Annotated in this window: 5 protein-coding genes; 1 reads left to right on the top strand and 4 read right to left on the bottom strand. The window is 67.1% G+C overall.

The features are described from left to right. Positions 1–5: 5 nt before the first annotated feature. Complete coding sequence (gene rplU, locus ABZO29_RS28915) at positions 6–326, bottom strand: 50S ribosomal protein L21 (RefSeq protein WP_004931419.1); 321 nt, start codon at positions 324–326, stop codon at positions 6–8. A 267-nt stretch (positions 327–593) separates the two neighbouring features. Between rplU and ABZO29_RS28910 the strand changes: the two genes are divergently transcribed. Then, positions 594–1,067 (top strand): DUF5959 family protein, encoded by a 474-nt coding sequence (locus ABZO29_RS28910; RefSeq protein WP_367323100.1) that lies wholly within the window; start codon positions 594–596, stop codon positions 1,065–1,067. 86 nt (positions 1,068–1,153) lie between these two features. Here the strand turns inward: ABZO29_RS28910 and ABZO29_RS28905 are convergent, their stop codons facing one another. The 3 genes from ABZO29_RS28905 to ABZO29_RS28895 all read right to left on the bottom strand — a co-directional run bounded on the left by ABZO29_RS28905 (position 1,154) and on the right by ABZO29_RS28895 (position 16,139). After that, positions 1,154–8,104, bottom strand: coding sequence for a polymorphic toxin-type HINT domain-containing protein (locus tag ABZO29_RS28905; protein WP_367323099.1), 6,951 nt, complete (start codon positions 8,102–8,104; stop codon positions 1,154–1,156). Between the two features lie 662 nt (positions 8,105–8,766). Beyond that, positions 8,767–9,288 (bottom strand): DUF4265 domain-containing protein, encoded by a 522-nt coding sequence (locus ABZO29_RS28900; RefSeq protein WP_367323098.1) that lies wholly within the window; start codon positions 9,286–9,288, stop codon positions 8,767–8,769. 2 nt (positions 9,289–9,290) lie between these two features. After that, entirely contained in the window at positions 9,291–16,139 is a 6,849-nt protein-coding gene (locus ABZO29_RS28895) for a polymorphic toxin-type HINT domain-containing protein (protein ID WP_367323097.1), read from the bottom strand. Between the last annotated feature and the right edge of the window lie 47 nt (positions 16,140–16,186).

Here is a 16,186-nt window from a genome sequence, read left to right as displayed (position 1 = left end):
GTCCCTTACTTCGCAGCCGCGGGGATCTCAGTGACCTTGATCGCCGTGTACTGCTGGCGGTGGCCCTGACGACGACGGTAGCCCGTCTTGTTCTTGTAGCGCAGAATGTCGATCTTCTGGCCCTTGTGGTGGTCCACGACCTCGGCCTGGACCTTGATGCCGGCCAGCACCCACGGGTCGCTGGTCACAGCGTCGCCGTCGACAACGAGCAGGGTCGAGAGCTCGACCGTGTCGCCAACCTTGGCGGTGGAAATCTTGTCAACCTCAACGATGTCGCCGACAGCAACCTTGTGCTGGCGACCACCGCTGCGCACGATGGCGTACACGCGGATCTCACTCTCTCGCTCGGAACGGCACCCCCGCAGTCCAGCCGCCCGGAACGAACACGGACGGCCTCTCCCGGTCACCGAGGTGCCCTGGAGGAAGAGGTTTACGGGGATGTGGCCTGCCACTCGACACGCCGACGGTCAAGATTACGGGGCTCGCGTTGAGGGGTCAAACCGAGCCCCGGCCGCCCGGCCGGTCGCTCCTCCGCCGCTGGAAGATCACTCCGCCGGGAGTCACGGAACTGGCGACGAGTAGGGTCGGTGACCATGACGAACGGAGACAGAGCAGCCGACCTGATCCGGTTGTCGGATGGAGACAATTCCTTCCGATTGCGCGTCCTGGGCCGCCGCAGCCCAGGCATCCTGCCGGGACACGATCTACTCGACGCGGAAATCGTCATCGAGAGCAGTTTCGTCCACGGACGCCTCCCGGTCTGTTTCCGTCCGGCGGATCTCGAATCCTGGCGCCTGGCTCTGGACGGCCTCGAAGCGGGGCAGGACCTGCACTGGCTCGACACCGGAAACGGTCCGACGGTCAACATCGAGTTCTCCGCCGACGAACCGGGCCTCCCCTACGTGAGGATCGAGGACGGATCGGCTTCCGGCGCCTCCGCGGTCCTGCCGGTCGCGGTGGAGGACGGTTGGGTCCAGGACCTGCGTGAACAGCTGGACGAGGTGCGCCGGACCTGGCCGAGCGAGGTCAGGGAGACGTCACCCGGCGCCTACGAGTGGAACCGCTGAGAACACCGAGGCCCTGGGAGGAACTCCGCGAGGAGCTCCTCCCAGGCCTTTCACGGGCTCAACGGCCTTTCAGACTCGACGACCGGTCACTGGAAGAAGGTCTTGCCCACGTACCAGCCGGTATCGTCGAATGCCTCGATGGTGACCGCGAACGGGACATTACTGCCGGGTTTGTATTGCGGTGTCGCCGCGTACAGGATCGTGTTCTGGCTCTTGTCCACGTATTCGGCGATGCTCTCCTCGAACAACCGCATGTCCCCGTTGTCGATGGAGCCCGTCGTTCTGACGATGTTCGACTCATGGGTACCGGAGCCGCCGAGGCCCTTCGGCAGGAGATGACCGCGCGCGTCCCCGTTCGCACCGCTCACGAAGCCCGGCGGGCGGACACTGCGCGTCGCCTTGGTCCCCTTGCCGAGCATCTGCGGCGTGACCAGCGCCGCGACACCTGAACGGCGCCCGTCCGCGTCGATGGAGCCGTAGTCGATGTCACCGCAGTTGTGCACCAGCAGCGAGGTCTCCCCCGCGTGCACGTAGTACGTGTGCACATCCTCGACGGTCAGGTCGTGCGTGCGCCGGCGCTCTTCGAAGGAGCGGGTCGCCGTGAGCGTGACCGTGCTGCCGTCCGCCGTGCGCAGACGCATGCCGGGCTCGAGGTCGCCCGCCTTGATCCAGGCCCTCTCGGACTCCACCCAGAAGGGATGCGTCGTCGTGGAGACCAGCGCTTCGGCATGACCGGAGCCGCCCTTGACCGTGAGGTCGACGAAGTGCTTGTCGTCCTCGGTGACGATCGTGCCGACGACCTCGCGCACGGTCGTTTCGCCCGTCGCCGGGTCGGTCACAGTGACCTTGTCACCCAGTTCGACCTTCTCGATCGGCTTGGTCGTGCCGTCGGCGAGCAGCACCTTGGTGCCCGGCAGGAAACTGTGGGGCGACGGGCAGGAGTCGTTGCCCTTCTTCTTGAGCGCGGCCGCGGCCTTCTGTCGCGCCTCGGCGAGCTTGTCCGTGGCCTTGGCCAGGGCGGATCGCGCCTTGCCCAGGCTCTTGTTCGCCTTGTACAGGTCCTTGGCGCCGCCGATGAGGTCGGAGACGAGACCGGTCACCCGTTTGACGAGTTTCAGGCCCTTGGCCCACTTCCACGGGGCTCCGTACTTGGCGAGGATCTTGCCCGCCAGGCCGCCCGCGAAGCTGCCGGCGATGTTGAGGAGTGTCTCACCGCAGGCGCCGACGTCGCCGGTGGAGATGCAGTCCAGCGCCGCGTCGATGCCCAGGATGTCCCGGACGATCTTGACGAGGGCCTTGCCCGCGGACTTGATGCGCTGCTTGGCCGAGGACTGCTGCGCCTGCGCCGACGCCACGTTCGAGGAGGCCTCGGTGACGTCGTCCGCCGCGTCGTCGACGTCCTTGTTGCCGGTGTCCGTGTAGGTGCCCGAGTAGGCCGAGCAGTACGAGTACGGGAAGCAGCTCTCCAGGCCGGTCGGGTCGGAGAGCGTCACCGGCGAGTTCTCTGCGTAGGCGTAGCCGTTGATCTGGCTCGGCTTGGTGTAGTCGATGATCGGGTCGACGGATATGAACCTGCCGATCGCCGCGTCGTACTCCCGTGCCCCCAGGTGGGTCAGGCCGGTCGAGGCGTCGATCGTGCCTCCGACGTAGCCCTTCTCCCCCGGCCAGGTGCCGGTCTTCTCGCCGCGCTCCACGCCGAAGGGGTCGAAGCGCCGCTGGGAGATCGCACCGGTCGCGGCGTCGATCGCCAGCTCGCCCGTGCCGTGGTGGTCGGGAGAGACGAAGGACAGCTTGGCCGCGGTGCGGACAGCGACCGTCTGCCCGCCGTAGTCGTAGTAGCGCGTGGCCTCCTTCTTGGTGCCGTCGGCCGACAGCTTCAGCTCCATGCCGGGCAGGAAGTAGACGGTCGTACCGGACGTGTCCTTGCGCACGATGCGGTTGCCGGAGCCGTCGTACACGTAGCCGGTCTTCGAGCCGTTGGCCTCGGTGACCTCGCTGAGCCTGCCCGCGTCGTTCCAGACCAGCGACTGGGCGTTGCCGCCGATGGTGCGCTTGGTCGTGTTGCCCGCGTCGTCGAACTCGTACGACGACTGACGGTCCCCGGTCGGGGTCTTCTCCGTGATCCTGGTGGCCTGGTGCGGTCCGTCGCCGAGCGCGCCCGCGCCGCCGTACTCGTAGCTGCGGGTGACGTTCTTCGCCGCGTTCAGCCCCGTGTCGTGGTCGACCTCGGTGAGGCGGTTGCCGATGGCGTCGGTCTCGTACGACTTCCAGTACGGGGCCGGGCCGCCCAACGCGGCCGAGCCGGCCGCCGCGTCGCAGGCGGTGGGTCCGGTGCCGTCCAGCGGCGCGGTGGAACCACGCGTCCCGTTGCCCGCGGCGGTGGCGGCGGTGGCCGCCGGGGTCCAGGCGTCCGCCAGCCGGTTCCGGCTGTCGTAGACGAAGCACTGCACGTCGGGCGAGGCCGGGTTCGCCGTGTCCGAGATGGACAGGACGTTGCCCGCCTGGTCGTAGGAGTAGTTCGCCTCCTTGGCCGGGGCGGTCGCCCCGTAGACATCGACCACCGAACGGGCCAGCCGGTCGGTGCCCTTCTCGTAGTCGAAGGTCTGCCACACCTTCTTGCCGCTGCCGTTGAACAGCTCCAGCTGCAGGACCTGGCTGTCCTTGGAGTAGTTGGTGTTCGTGATGTACGACGTGGTGCCGGTCATGGTGACCGGTCGCTGGAGAGCGTCGTACGTGTACGTCACCGCCTCGGCGGGCAGATCGGCGACGGCGGGCAGGCCCGTGTCACGGAGTGTGCCGTCCCGGTTGTACGAACTGGTGAAGGTGTACGTGCCGGCCAGGGCCCCCTGGGAGGCGGGAATCTGGTAGGCGGTCTTCAACGGGCGGTAGAGATCGTCGACCGACTGGACGGCCGAAGCGAAGTACTCGGTCGGGGAGACGTAACTCAGGTTGGCGTAGGCCAGACCCAGCCAGCCTGCCTTGTCGTACCGCGTCTCACTCAGTTTGGTGCCGGTGTCCGGGTCGCCCTGCCAGGTCGACACCACACGGCTGAGCTTGTCGTAGACCGTGGAGATCTTCTTGTTGCGGCCGTCCCACACGGCGATCGGCCGGTCGAGTTCGTCGTACTCGGTGCGTGAGGTACCCGCGTCCGGGTCGACGGCGGTCTTCTTGCGGCCCAGCTGGTCGTACTCGTACCGCCAGACGTTGCCCTTGGCGTCGGTGACGGTCTCCAGCAGACCCGCCGTGTTGTAGGTGTACTTCGTCGAGTCATAGGGCACGCCGGGGTTCGGTGCGGAGCCCCGGTAGTGGCGGAGCTCGACCACACGGCCCTCGCCGTCGGTGACCGCCGTTGTGGGCACGCCCCCGGCCGGAGGATCCACATGGGTGAGTTCGCCGTCGTACGCGGTGGTGGTACGCCACTGCTCGACGCCCGACACCGCGAAGATCTGGGCCGTGGTCCGGCCGAGACCGTCGTACTCCGTCAGACCCTGCGCGCCGACCTCGCCGTTGTGCACCAGCAGCAGCTCGTCCGATGCCGCACCGGCCGCGTTGTAGGTGGAGTTGGTCTTTCTGATGTTTCCGGTCGCGTCGTAGAACGTGTCGGCGACCATACGGGTGCCGTCCGGGCCCTCGGTCTGGATCTGACGGGCCCGGAGCATGCTGTCGTAGAGCTGGTACTCGGCCCCGTACGAGCCGTCGTTCTCGATCTTCTCCGTCTTGATCGAGGTGACCTTGTCCTTGCGGACGTTGTACGAGTACTTGATGCTCGGTGTCTGGGTCGACGCACGATCCGCCAGCCACACCGACGTGAGCCGGCCTAGACCGTCGTACGCGAGGTCGGTCCGCTTGCCGTTCGGGTCCGTCTGGCCCACGGACAGGCCCCAGGCGGCGGCGTAGTCGGTCGCGGTGACGTGGCCGAGGGCGTTGGTGACCGTCGTCTTCGACAGCAGGCCGTTGGTCTCGGTGTAGGCGGTCTTCGTCTCGTTCTGCTTGGCGTCCTTCTGGGACAGCGGACGGCCGTAGGAGTCGTAGGTCGTGGTGCCGGTGACCTGGTACGTCGCCGTCGTCCCGTCGTGCGACGTCATCCGCTCCGTCTTGGTCGCATCACCCTTCGTCGGTGCCGCGCCGAACGCGCCGCCGTCGTAGGAGGTGCGCTCGTCCGCCAGGACCTGCGTCTTGCGGTCCGGGGTGGCCGAGCAGCGGACAGAGACGGACTCACTGCGGGCGGGCAGCGAGAGGATGTTCTTGGCCGTGTTGTCCGTGTACGTGGTGCGGGTGCAGCTGTCGTCCTTGGTCGTGGAGACGTCGCCCTGGTCGTCGATCTCCTTCGCCCGACCAGTGCCGTTTGAGGTCTCGTACGTGGTCGTGGACTTCGTTTCGCGCCAGGTCCGGTCGGACAGCAGGTTGAAGCCACGTTCGATCTGAGGCTTCACGATCGACGCCCGGGTGGTGCCCCAGCTCCGGGTCTGCGTGGCGGTGTAGTACTTCCAGGGGGTCTGGATGGTCTTGGAGACCAGTTTGTCCCCGTCGTAGGTCGCCGCCTCCAGCTGGAATCCGGTGAACTCCTCCGCGTCCGTGAAAGAGGCTCCCGTGGAGTCCTTGACGGTCACCGAGCGGGTGTTGCCGGCGGAGTCCTTGTCGCCGTCCATGCCTTGCATGAACGTGTAGTCGACCCGGGTCGTCTGCACGTCCGAGGTGCCGCTGGTGACCTTGACCTTGCCGTAGCCCTGCCAACCGCCCCAGGTGAGGTACTTGGCGTCGGTGATGCCGTCCGGCTTCGCCTTCCGCCAGGCCGCGTCGCCCTGGTAGTCGTAGCGGGTCACCATCGAGTCGCTGCCGCCGGTGCGGTCGGTCTCGATGACCGCCGCCACCACGTACTTGTGGAACCAGTCCGTGATCGGGTCGATGTAGCCCGGCGGGGCCCACTTCACCGGGTAGCACCGCTTGGTCGACTCGCCCGGCGTGGGCAGCGCGTCCTTGGTGCAGTTCGTGGGCGCGTAGTTGACGTCGAGCTGGGCGCCCGTCTCGCTCAGAACCATCGACAGGCGGAAGCGGTGGAACGGCGCGATGTTGTCGCCGATCGCGTCCACGCGGTTGGCCAGCTGCTCACCGAACAGGTCCACGGACGGCAGCTTCACGGCGGTACCGGCGCGGCCCTCGTGCTCGATCTTCGACAGCCACAGCGTCTTGGAGTCGTCACCGTTGTCCGTGAACAGGTGCGTCAGCGTCCAGGCGTCCACGTCCTGGTAGGTCGTGGCGTCCTTGCGCATCTGCGTGACGACCGACGTCAGCCGCTTGGTGGTCCAGAACGTCTGCACCGGCGAGGTGCACTTGGTACCGGACTTGCACTCCTGGTCGACCGGGACGTCCGGCCAGTGCGAGGCGTTGGCCGTGGTGCGCTTGCTCTCCGCACAGTCGAAGTCCGCGGTCGGCAGGCAGCGTTCGGCGGTGCTGAACACGATCCGGGCCGGCGCCTTCGCCGCGTACACCTGGCCGTCGCGCTGACCGTAGTCGATCCGCTTCAGGTAGCCGCCGCGGTGGTACGCGGTGCCGTTGACGTCCGTCTTCCCGTTCAGCGCGTAGTAGTTGGTCTCGCGCCCGTAGAAGTAGGACATCACGTTGCCGTGCGTGTCCTTGACGTAGTCCAGGCTCCACCGCCACGCCTGCTGGCAGTACGCGCTCGTGAACGTCGAGTTGTAGCAGGGCTCACCCGAGTCGTCACCGAAGATCGGAGCCGTCCAGACCGAATTGGTCTCCTCGTTCCCGGAAACCCAACCCGGCAGACGGTTCAGGCCGAAGTAGTACTCCGTACCCTCCGAGGTGGTGATCCTCCAGTGCTCGCCCTTGTCGTTCGTGCTTCCGTCGTCGCCGTTGGTGGCGCCGGTCAGCTTCTCGACCTTCGCGCCTTCGTCGGACGACAGGTGCCACTCGCCAGTGGTGTCGTCCTTGACCAGCTCACCGGAGGCGCCGTCGAGCATGACCGTGGCGTTCTCGAACGCCCAGCACTGCTCACCGGAACTGTCGTGACCGTCCTCCGAACACGGCTTGTAACGGCGCTCGATGTAGCCGGGGTCGTAGGAGAAACCCTCACCCAGCCAGGAGCCCTGGTTGTTGGTGGCCGAGGTGCGGCCGTCCGCCGACTGGGAGGAGTAGCCGAAGCCCACAGTCGGGACCAGACCACCCGGCGTCGGGACCGAACGCAGCGGGTAGCTCCAACTGAAGGCGCCGGAGGACGGAGAGACACTCCAACTGGCCGACGGGGCCAGCGCGGTCGCCTTGTATGTGCCCTGCGCGCTGGACGGGCCGGCCGCGACGGCGACCAGCGAGGTCCCCTCGGTCGCCATGGTGGACACGCCCTCCGTGGCGGGGGCGGCCGTCACGTCCGCGGAGACGGTCCCCGACTTCACGTCGTTCACCGTGGGCAGCACCTTCGGCCGCTGCGGGCAGGCCTTGCTGCCCGGGGTGGCGACCGCGGCACACGCGGGCAACTGCACCAACTGGAGCCGGGAGGCATAGGAGCCGCCGAAGCCCTCGGCGAACTCCGAGTAGTCCACCGTCAGACGGACCTTGCCGGCCTGCGCGGAACCGTCCGCCCGCTCGACACCCAGAAGTGCGCCAGCGCCGAGTTGCGCGGCGCGCTTCGGGTCGAGAACGTCGACGCGGACCTTCTCTGCCGCCTGCGCCGCCTTGACCCTGGCCTTGGTTTTGCCGACCTGGACCGGCAGACCACCCGCCTCCGCGCCGGCCCCCACCTTCACCTCGGCGCCGCCCTGCCCGGGCCACACCGCCTTCTCCAGCCCCTTGACCGCGGCCTTGCGCGCCGGATCGGAGGGGCGGGACTTCGCCTTCGCGTCGGATCCCTTCGCGGGATCACCGTCGTCCTGGACGCCGGGGCGACTGGTACGGCCCCGGGCGCCGTCGTCGAGCACCGCTGCCTGGATCGACGACGCGGACAGCGCGAGCGAAAGCCCGAGCACTGTCGCCACGACCGCCTGTCTCGGCATGCGGCGGCTCAGTGAGCGGCCACGGAAGAACATTCAGAGAGCTCCCTTTCGGAAGAGAACGTCATGGAGAGGGAGGGGAAAGCAGGCATACGAACAGGTACGCCGGGCCGCAAAGATCCTGGCGTACTTCAGAACTGGCGATCTGTCACAAATCTCGGCAACGCCTTCGCGCCACCACCGAAGGAGCCCGTGCCGAACGCATCGCCGGGCGCGGCAACCCCGAAGCGCGCTCCGTCGGTTCCCGCTCCCCCGGTCTGCAATGTCCCTGCCAAAACGGCGGCACCCCTGCACCGCCACACTTCCCCCGTACTTGGCACAACTACCCCGTAAATAAAGAGAGTTTAAAGGCCGAAGAAGACATTCCTTTACTTGGAGTGCACATGCAATACCCATCTCGTTCCCCAGTGCGTGACAAGAGTCACATGGGTTACGCATGCAACCCATGCGGCGTACAGAGGGGCTGCATCGCCTTCGGCATCAACCAGCCCACGCCTCGAGCAGGCCATCCGGCACTTCAGGGTTGTTCTGCCGCTTCCACCAGCCGCCCAGCTCGGACACCTCGGGGAATGTGTGGTCGGGCAGCAGCCGGACCAGGGCAGGTCAGTGGACGCCAACAGCCAAGGGGCCCGGCTTGAGGGGTCAAACCGGGCCCCGGTCGGCGACTCGGCCGGCCTCGGACAGAGCCGAGGGGGCCGCTAAGGGAACTGACTCAGTTGTCCCCTGTGAGTCGCCGAGATGGCACTTTCCTGGATCTCGATGTCTCCGGATTCGATCCGCTCCAAGAACCACTGACGAAGTTCTTCGTACCCGACGTCCGGCGGAATGTCGACGGCGATCAGGTTCCTGAATCCCTCTGTGGTCTCCCAGCTGCAGCCTGCTTCTCGCAGCCTGCGCTCCACCGAATCCCGCACATCACCTCGCATGAAGACGATGCGCACGGTCGAATGCCCGGACTCCGCGGTGAAACCCTCGTAGACGAGCTCGCGCCGCTCGTGGTCCGCACGGACCCTGACGAGGTCGCCGAACGCAACTCCCGGAACGAAGAACGGTGTGTTCACCACCCGAATCTCGAACCTGACGTCCGTCTTCTCACCCCAGAGTCGCTCCACGGAGACCGGCGGCCAGCCGGAGGCGTCCGAGTTCAGGTCGAAGGCCACCTTGAACATCTTTGCCCCGCTGGGCGACACCGGCCGTTCACTCGACCGAGACTCATCCATTCCTATGGCTCCACAAACTCTCGGAGTTCGTCGTCCCACTCTTCGACCGTCTTGGCCGACTTGTCCCTGTTACATCGTCGGCAGGCCACGCAGCCGTTGTGAGGTGCGCCGCATCCGCCCTGTGCCTTGGGGATCTCGTGGTCGATCTGAGCATCGTCCGGCCGGCCCTTGATGGGCTTGCCGTCAGCACCCCGCGAAGCACGACGCTCCACTTCTTGACCACAGTAGTCGCACTTGTAGACGCCGTCGTTCTTCTCGAAGTTCTGGTCGTAGACCTCCTGCCGCCCATTGTCGGTGAAGTCGAGGCCCGCGCGCTCGTCCTCATGCTCTCCGCAGTTGTGGACGAGGACGGGGCTGTCCTCCGCCAGCACGTAGTAGGTGTGCACGTCGTTGACGGTGAGGTCGTGCGTGCGCTGGCGCTTGTCGAAGGAACGAGTGGCCGTGAGAGTGACCGAGTCGCCGTCCGCGGTATGCAGGAGCATGCCCGGCTCAAGGTCGCCCGCCTCGATCCACGCCTGCTCGGAGTCCGACCAGAAGGGGTGGGTCGTCGTGGAGACCAGGGTCTCGACCTTGCCTGTCTTGCCCTTGATCGTGAGGTCGACGAAGTGCTTGTCGTCCTCGGTGACGATCGTGCCGACGACCTCACGGACCGTCGTCCCGCCCGTGGCCGGGTCGGTGACGGTGATCTTGTCACCGAGCTTCACCTTTTCGATCGGCTTGGTCTTGCCGCCCGCGAGCAGCACCTTGGTGCCCGGCAGGAAGCTGTGCTTCCCGTTGATCGGGCAGGAGCCGCCCTCTTCGTTCTTCTTGCGCTTCTTGAGGGCTTCGGCCGCCTTCTTCTTGGCGTCCTTCAGCTTGTCCCCGGCTTTGGAGAGCCCGGCTCTCGCCTTCCCGAGCGCCTTGTTGGCCTTCCACAGGTCCTTGGCGCCGCCGATCAGGTCGCCGACGAGGCCGGTGACCCGCTTGGCGAGTTTGATGCCCTTGGCCCAGTTCCACGGGGCGCCGTACTTGGCGAGGATCTTGCCCGCCAGACCGCCTGCGAAGCTGCCGGCGATGTTGAGCAGGGTCTCGCCGCAGGCACCGACGTCACCGGTGGAGATGCAGTCCAGGGCCGCGTCCACGCCCAGGATGTCCCGGACGATCTTGACCAGGGCCTTGCCGGCGGACTTGATGCGCTGCTTGGCGGCGGACTGCTGGCCCTGTGCCTGCGAGACGTTGCGGGAGGCCTGGTCGTAGTCCGACTGAGCCTTCTCCTCGGCGGTTTTCGGGAAGTACGGCTGGCCCCCTCGGCACTCGATCAGACCTTCCCGGCACTCCGGGATGATCATGCCGCTGGGGTCGGCGTGGGTGACCGGCGAGTTGTTGGCGTACGCGTAGCCGTTGATCTGCTGCGGCTGGGTGTAATCGATGATCGGGTCGACCGAGATGAACTTGCCGATCACCGCGTCGTACTCGCGCGCCCCCAAATGGGTCAGGCCGGTCGAGGCGTCGATGGTGCCGCCGACGTAACCTTTCTCGCCCGGCCAGACACCGGTCTTCGCGCCGCGCTCGGCACCGAACGGATCGAAGCGTCGCTGGCTGATCGCGCCGGTCGCCGCATCGATCGCCACCTCGCCCGTGCCGTGGTGGTCGGAGGCGATGAAGGACACCTTGGACGCCGTGCGCACCGCGACCGCTTGGCCGGCGTACTCGTAGTAGCGGGTGGCCTCCTTCTTGGTGCCGTCAGCCGACAGCTTCAGATCGGTGCCCGGCAGGTAGACGGTCGTGCCCGACGGCTCCTTGCGCAACAGGCGGTTACCGGAACCGTCGTACAGGTAGCTGGTCTTGGATCCGTTCGCTTCGGTGACCTCGCTGAGCTTGCCCAGGTCGTTCCAGACCAGGGACTGCGCGTTGCCGCCGATGATGCGCTTGGTGGTGCTGCCCGAGTCGTCGTACTCGTACGTCGACTGCCGGTCACCCGTCGGGGTGTGCTCGACGATCTTGGTGACCTGGTGCGGACCGTCGCCGAGGGTGCCCGCGGTGCCGTACTCGTAACTGCGGGTGATGTTCTTCGCAGCGTCGAGACCGGTGTCGTTGACGGTTTCCGAAACTCGGTTGCCGATGGCGTCGGTCTCGTACGACTTCCAGTACGGGGCCGGACCGCCCAGCGCGCTCGAACCGGCTGCGGAGTCACATGCCGCGGGTCCGGTGCCGTCAAGCGGTGCTGTGGAGCCGCGGGTGCCGGTGCCCGCCGCGGTGGTCGCGGTAGCTGCCGGGGTCCAGGCGTCCTTCAGCCGCTGCCGGGTGTCGTAGGCGAAGCACTGCACGTCCGGCGAGGCGGAGTTCGCGGTGTCCGCGATGGACAGGACGTTGCCGGCCTGGTCGTAGGAGTAGTTCGACTCCTTCGCCGGGGCGGTCGCTCCGTAGACATCGACCACCGAGCGGGTCAGCCGGTCGGTGCCCGTCTCGTAGTTGTAGGTCTGCCAGACCTTCTTGCCGCTGCCCGCGTACATTTCCAGCTGCTGCACGAGGCTCTTGCCGGAGTAGACGGTGTTCGTGACGTACGACGTGTTGCCCGTCATCGTCATCGGGCGCTGCAGGCTGTCGTACGTGTAGGTCAGCACCTCCGCCGGCAGATCGCCGACGGCCGGCATGCCGGTGGACTGGAGCGTTCCGTCCCGGTTGTAGGTGGACGTGTAGACGTAGGTGCCGGCCAGGGAGCCCTGCGAGGCGGGGACCTGGTAGGCGGTCTTCAGCGGGCGGTAGAACTCGTCCATCGACTGAATCGCCGTGGCGAAGTACTCCGTCGACGAGGTGTAGCTGAGGAAGCCGTAGGCGTGGCCGAGCCAGCCCGCCTTGTCGTACCGGGTCTCGTTGAGCTTGGTGCCCGTCGTGGCATCGCCCTGCCAGGTGGTCAGGACACGGCCGAGACTGTCGTAGACCGTGGAGATCTTCTTGTCGCGGCCGTCATAGGTGGCGATCGGCCGGTCCAGCTCGTCGTACTCCGTGCGCGAGGTGCCGGCGTCAGGGTCGATCGACTTGGTCTTGCGGCCCAGCTGGTCGTACTCGTACCGCCATACGTTGCCCTTGGCGTCCGTGACGGTCTCCAGGTAACCCGCCGCGGCGTACGTGTACTTCGTCGAGTCGTACGGCACACCCGCGTTCGGCGAGGCACCACGGTAGTGGCGGATCTCCGAAACGTTGCCCTGACCGTCCGTGATGGTCGTCGTGGGGACACCGCCGGCCGGCGGGTCGACGTGGGTCAGTTCGCCGTCGTACCGGGTCGTGGTGCGCCACTGCTCGACGCCCGAGACCGCGAAGATCTGCGCAGTCGGTCGGCCCAGGCCGTCGTGCTCCATCAGGCTCTGCTGGCCGACCTCGCCGTTGTGCACGAGCAGCAGTTCGTCCGAGGGCGCACCGGCCGCGTTGTACGTCGCGTTGGTCTTCTTGATATTGCCCGTGCCGCCGTACCAGGTGTCGGCGACCATCCGGGTGCCGTCCAAGCCCTCGGTCTGGATCTGGCGAGGCCTGAGCAGGGCGTCGTAGAGCTGGTACTCGGCCCCGTACGAGCCGTCGTTCTCGATCTTCTCGGTCTTGATCGAGGTGACCTTGTCCTTGCGGACGTTGTACGAGTACTTGATGCTCGGCGTCTGCGTCGACGCGCGGTCCGGCAGCCACACCGACGTCAGGCGGCCCAGCGCATCGTACGCGAGGTCCGTCCGCTTGCCGTTGGGGTCGGTCTGGCCCTTGGACATGCCCCAGGCGGGCTCGTAGTCCGTGGTGGTGACGTGGCCGGCGGCATTGGTGACCGTGGTCTTCGTCAGCAGGCCGTTGGTCTCGGTGTAGGCGGTCTTCGTCTCGTTGAGCTTGGCGTCCTTCTGCGACAGCGGACGGCCGTAGGAGTCGTAGGTCGTGGTGCCGGTGACCTGGTAGGTGGCCGTGGTGCCGTCGTGCGACGTCATCCGCTCGGTCTTGGTCGCGTCACCCTTCGTCGGTGCCGCGCCGAACGCGCCGCCGTCGTAGGACGTGCGCTCGTCCGCCAGGACCTGCGTCTTACGGTCGGGCGTCGTGGAGCACCTGACCGAGACGACCTCGCTGCGCTCGGGCAGCGACAGGATGTTCTTCGCCGTGTTGTCCGCGTACGTGGTGCGGGTGCACGTGTCGTCCTTCGTGGCGGAGACGTCACCCTGGTCGTCGACCTGGAGGACGCGGCCGGTGCCGTTGGACGTGTCGTACGTGGTGGTGGACTTCGTCTCCAGCCAGGTCCCGTCGGACTTCAGGTTGAAACCGCGGCCGGTCTGGGCATGCACGATGACCGCGCGGGTGGTGCCCCAGCTGCGGGTCTGGGTGGCCGTGTAGTGCTTCCACGGGGTCTGGATGGTCTTGGAGACCAGCTTGGTGCCGTCGTAGGTGGCGACTTCCAGCTGGTGGCCGGTGAACTCCTCGTCGTCGGAGTAGGACGCCCCGGTGGAGTCCTGCACGCTCACCGAGCGCGTGCCGCCCGACGAGTCCTTGTCGCCGTCCATGCCCTGCATGAACGTGTAGTCGACCCGGGTCGTCTGATTGTCGGCGGTGCCGCTGGTGACCGTGACCTTGCCGTAGCCCTGCCAACCGCCCCAGGTCAGGTACTTGGCGTCGGTGATGCCGTCCGGCTTCGCCTTACGCCAGGCCGCATCACCCTGATAGCTGTAGCGGGTGACCATGCCGTCACTGCCACCCGTGCGGTCGGTCTCGATGACCGCCGACACGACGTACTTGTGGAACCAGTCCGTGATCGGGTCGATGTAGCCGGGCGGAGCCCACTTCACCGGGTAGCACCGCTTGGTCGACTCGCCCGGCGTGGGCAGCGCGTCCTTGGTGCAGTTCGTGGGCGCGTAGTTGACGTCGAGCTGGGCGCCCGTCTCGCTCAGGACCATCGACAGGCGGAAGCGGTGGAACGGCGCGATGTTGTCGCCGATCGCGTCCACGCGGTTGGCCAGCTGCTCACCGAACAGGTCCACGGACGGCAGCTTCACGGCGGTACCGGCGCGGCCCTCGTGCTCGATCTTCGACAGCCACAGGGTCTTGGAGTCGTCACCGTTGTCCGTGAACAGGTGCGTCAGCGTCCAGGCGTCCACGTCCTGGTAGGTCGTGGCGTCCTTGCGCATCTGCGTGACGACCGACGTCAGCCGCTTGGTGGTCCAGAACGTCTGCACCGGCGAGGTGCACTTGGTACCCGACTTGCACTCCTGGTCGACCGGGACGTCCGGCCAGTGCGAGGCGTTGGCCGTGGTGCGCTTGCTCTCCGCGCAGTCGAAGTCCGCGGTCGGCAGGCAGCGTTCGGCGGTGTTGAACACGATCCGGGCCGGCGCCTTCGCCGCGTACACCTGGCCGTCGCGCTGACCGTAGTCGATCCGCTTCAGGTAGCCGCCGCGGTGGTACGCCGTGCCGTTGACGTCCGTCTTCCCGTTCAGCGCGTAGTAGTTGGTCTCGCGCCCGTAGAAGTAGGACATCACATTGCCGTGCGTGTCCTTGACGTAGTCCAGGCTCCAGCGCCACGCCTGCTGGCAGTGCGCGCTGGTGAAGGTGGAGTTGTAGCAGGGCTCACCGGAGTCGTCGCCGAAGACGGGCGCGGTCCAGGTGGAGTTGGTCTCCTCGTTGCCCGTGGCCCAGCCCGGCAGGCGGTTCTGCCCGAAGTAGTACTCCGTGCCGTCCGACGTGGTGATACGCCAGTGTTCACCGTCGTTGTCACCGTTGGTGGCGCCGGTCAGCTTCTCGACCTTGCTGCCGTCATCGGACGACATGTGCCACTTACCCGTGGTGTCGTCCTTGACCAGCTCACCCGAGGAACCGTTGAGCATGACCGTGGCGTTCTCGAACGCCCAGCACTGCTCACCGGAACTGTCGTGACCGTCCTCCGAACACGGCTTGTAGCGGCGCTCGATGTAGCCGGGGTCGTAGGAGAAGCCCTCACCGATCCAGGAGCCCTGGTTGTTGGTGGCCGAGGTTCGGCCGTCCGCCGACTGGGAGGAGTAGCCGAGGCCGACGGTCGGCGTCAGGCCGCCCGGGGTCGGCACGGACCGGAAGGGATAGTTCCAGTTGAATGACCCGGACGAGGTCGCGACACTCCAGCTGGCGGAGGGCGCAAGAGCCGTCGCCTTGTACGTGCCCTGTGCGCTCGACGGGCCGGCCGCGACCGCCACCAGCGAGGTCGCGTCCGTCGCCATGGTGGACACGCCCTCGGCGGCGGGGACAGCGGTCACGTCGGCGGAGACGGTGCCCGTCTTCACGTCGTTCACCGTGGGCAGCACCTTGGGCTGCTGCGGGCAGTCCTTGCTGCCGGGCACGGCGACCGCGGCACACGCGGGGAGCTGCACCAGCCGCAGACGGGAGGCGTAGGAGCCGCCGAAGCCCTCGGCGAACTCGGAGTAGTCCACCGTCAGACGGACCTTGGCGGCCTGCTCGGCGCCATCCGCGCGCTCCACGCCGAGGAGAACACCGGCGCCGAGCTGCGCGGCGCGCTTCGGGTCGAGGACGTCGACGCGAACCTTGTCGGCGGCCTTGGCGGACTTCGTCCTGGCCTTGTCCACCTTCACCGGCAGGCCGCCCGCCTCCGCAGTGGCCCCCAGCTTCACCTCGGCGCCGCCCTGCCCGGGCCACACCGCCTTCTCCAGCCCCTTGACCGCGGCCTTGCGCGCCGGGTCGGCGGGACGGGATTTCGCCTTGGCGTCGCGCCCCTTGGCGGGATCGCCGTCGTCCTGCACGCCGGGGCGGCTCGTGCGGCCCTTGCCGTCCGCTGCGAGCGGCATCGCCTGGACCGTGGACGCCGAGAGCGCCAGGGCCAGGCCCAGCACCGTCGTGCCAAGAATGCGTCTGGGTATTCGTCGGCTCAACGGCCGACTCTTCCGATACATCAACTATCTCCGTTTGTGGACGGGCA

It is taken from the genome of Streptomyces sp. HUAS ZL42 (genome assembly GCF_040782645.1).
In the GTDB taxonomy this organism is placed as follows: Bacteria; Actinomycetota; Actinomycetes; order Streptomycetales; family Streptomycetaceae; genus Streptomyces.
Note: the sequence above shows the minus strand (reverse complement) of the source record. Positions and strands in the feature narration are given on the sequence as shown.

What these genes read in the sequence shown, in the direction of transcription:
- ABZO29_RS28910 (WP_367323100.1), top strand. Translation starts at nt 594, where the DNA reads ATGACGAACGGAGACAGAGCAGCCGACCTGATCCGGTTGTCGGATGGA.
- ABZO29_RS28905 (WP_367323099.1), bottom strand. Translation starts at nt 8,104, where the DNA reads ATGTTCTTCCGTGGCCGCTCACTGAGCCGCCGCATGCCGAGACAGGCG.
- ABZO29_RS28900 (WP_367323098.1), bottom strand. Translation starts at nt 9,288, where the DNA reads ATGGATGAGTCTCGGTCGAGTGAACGGCCGGTGTCGCCCAGCGGGGCA.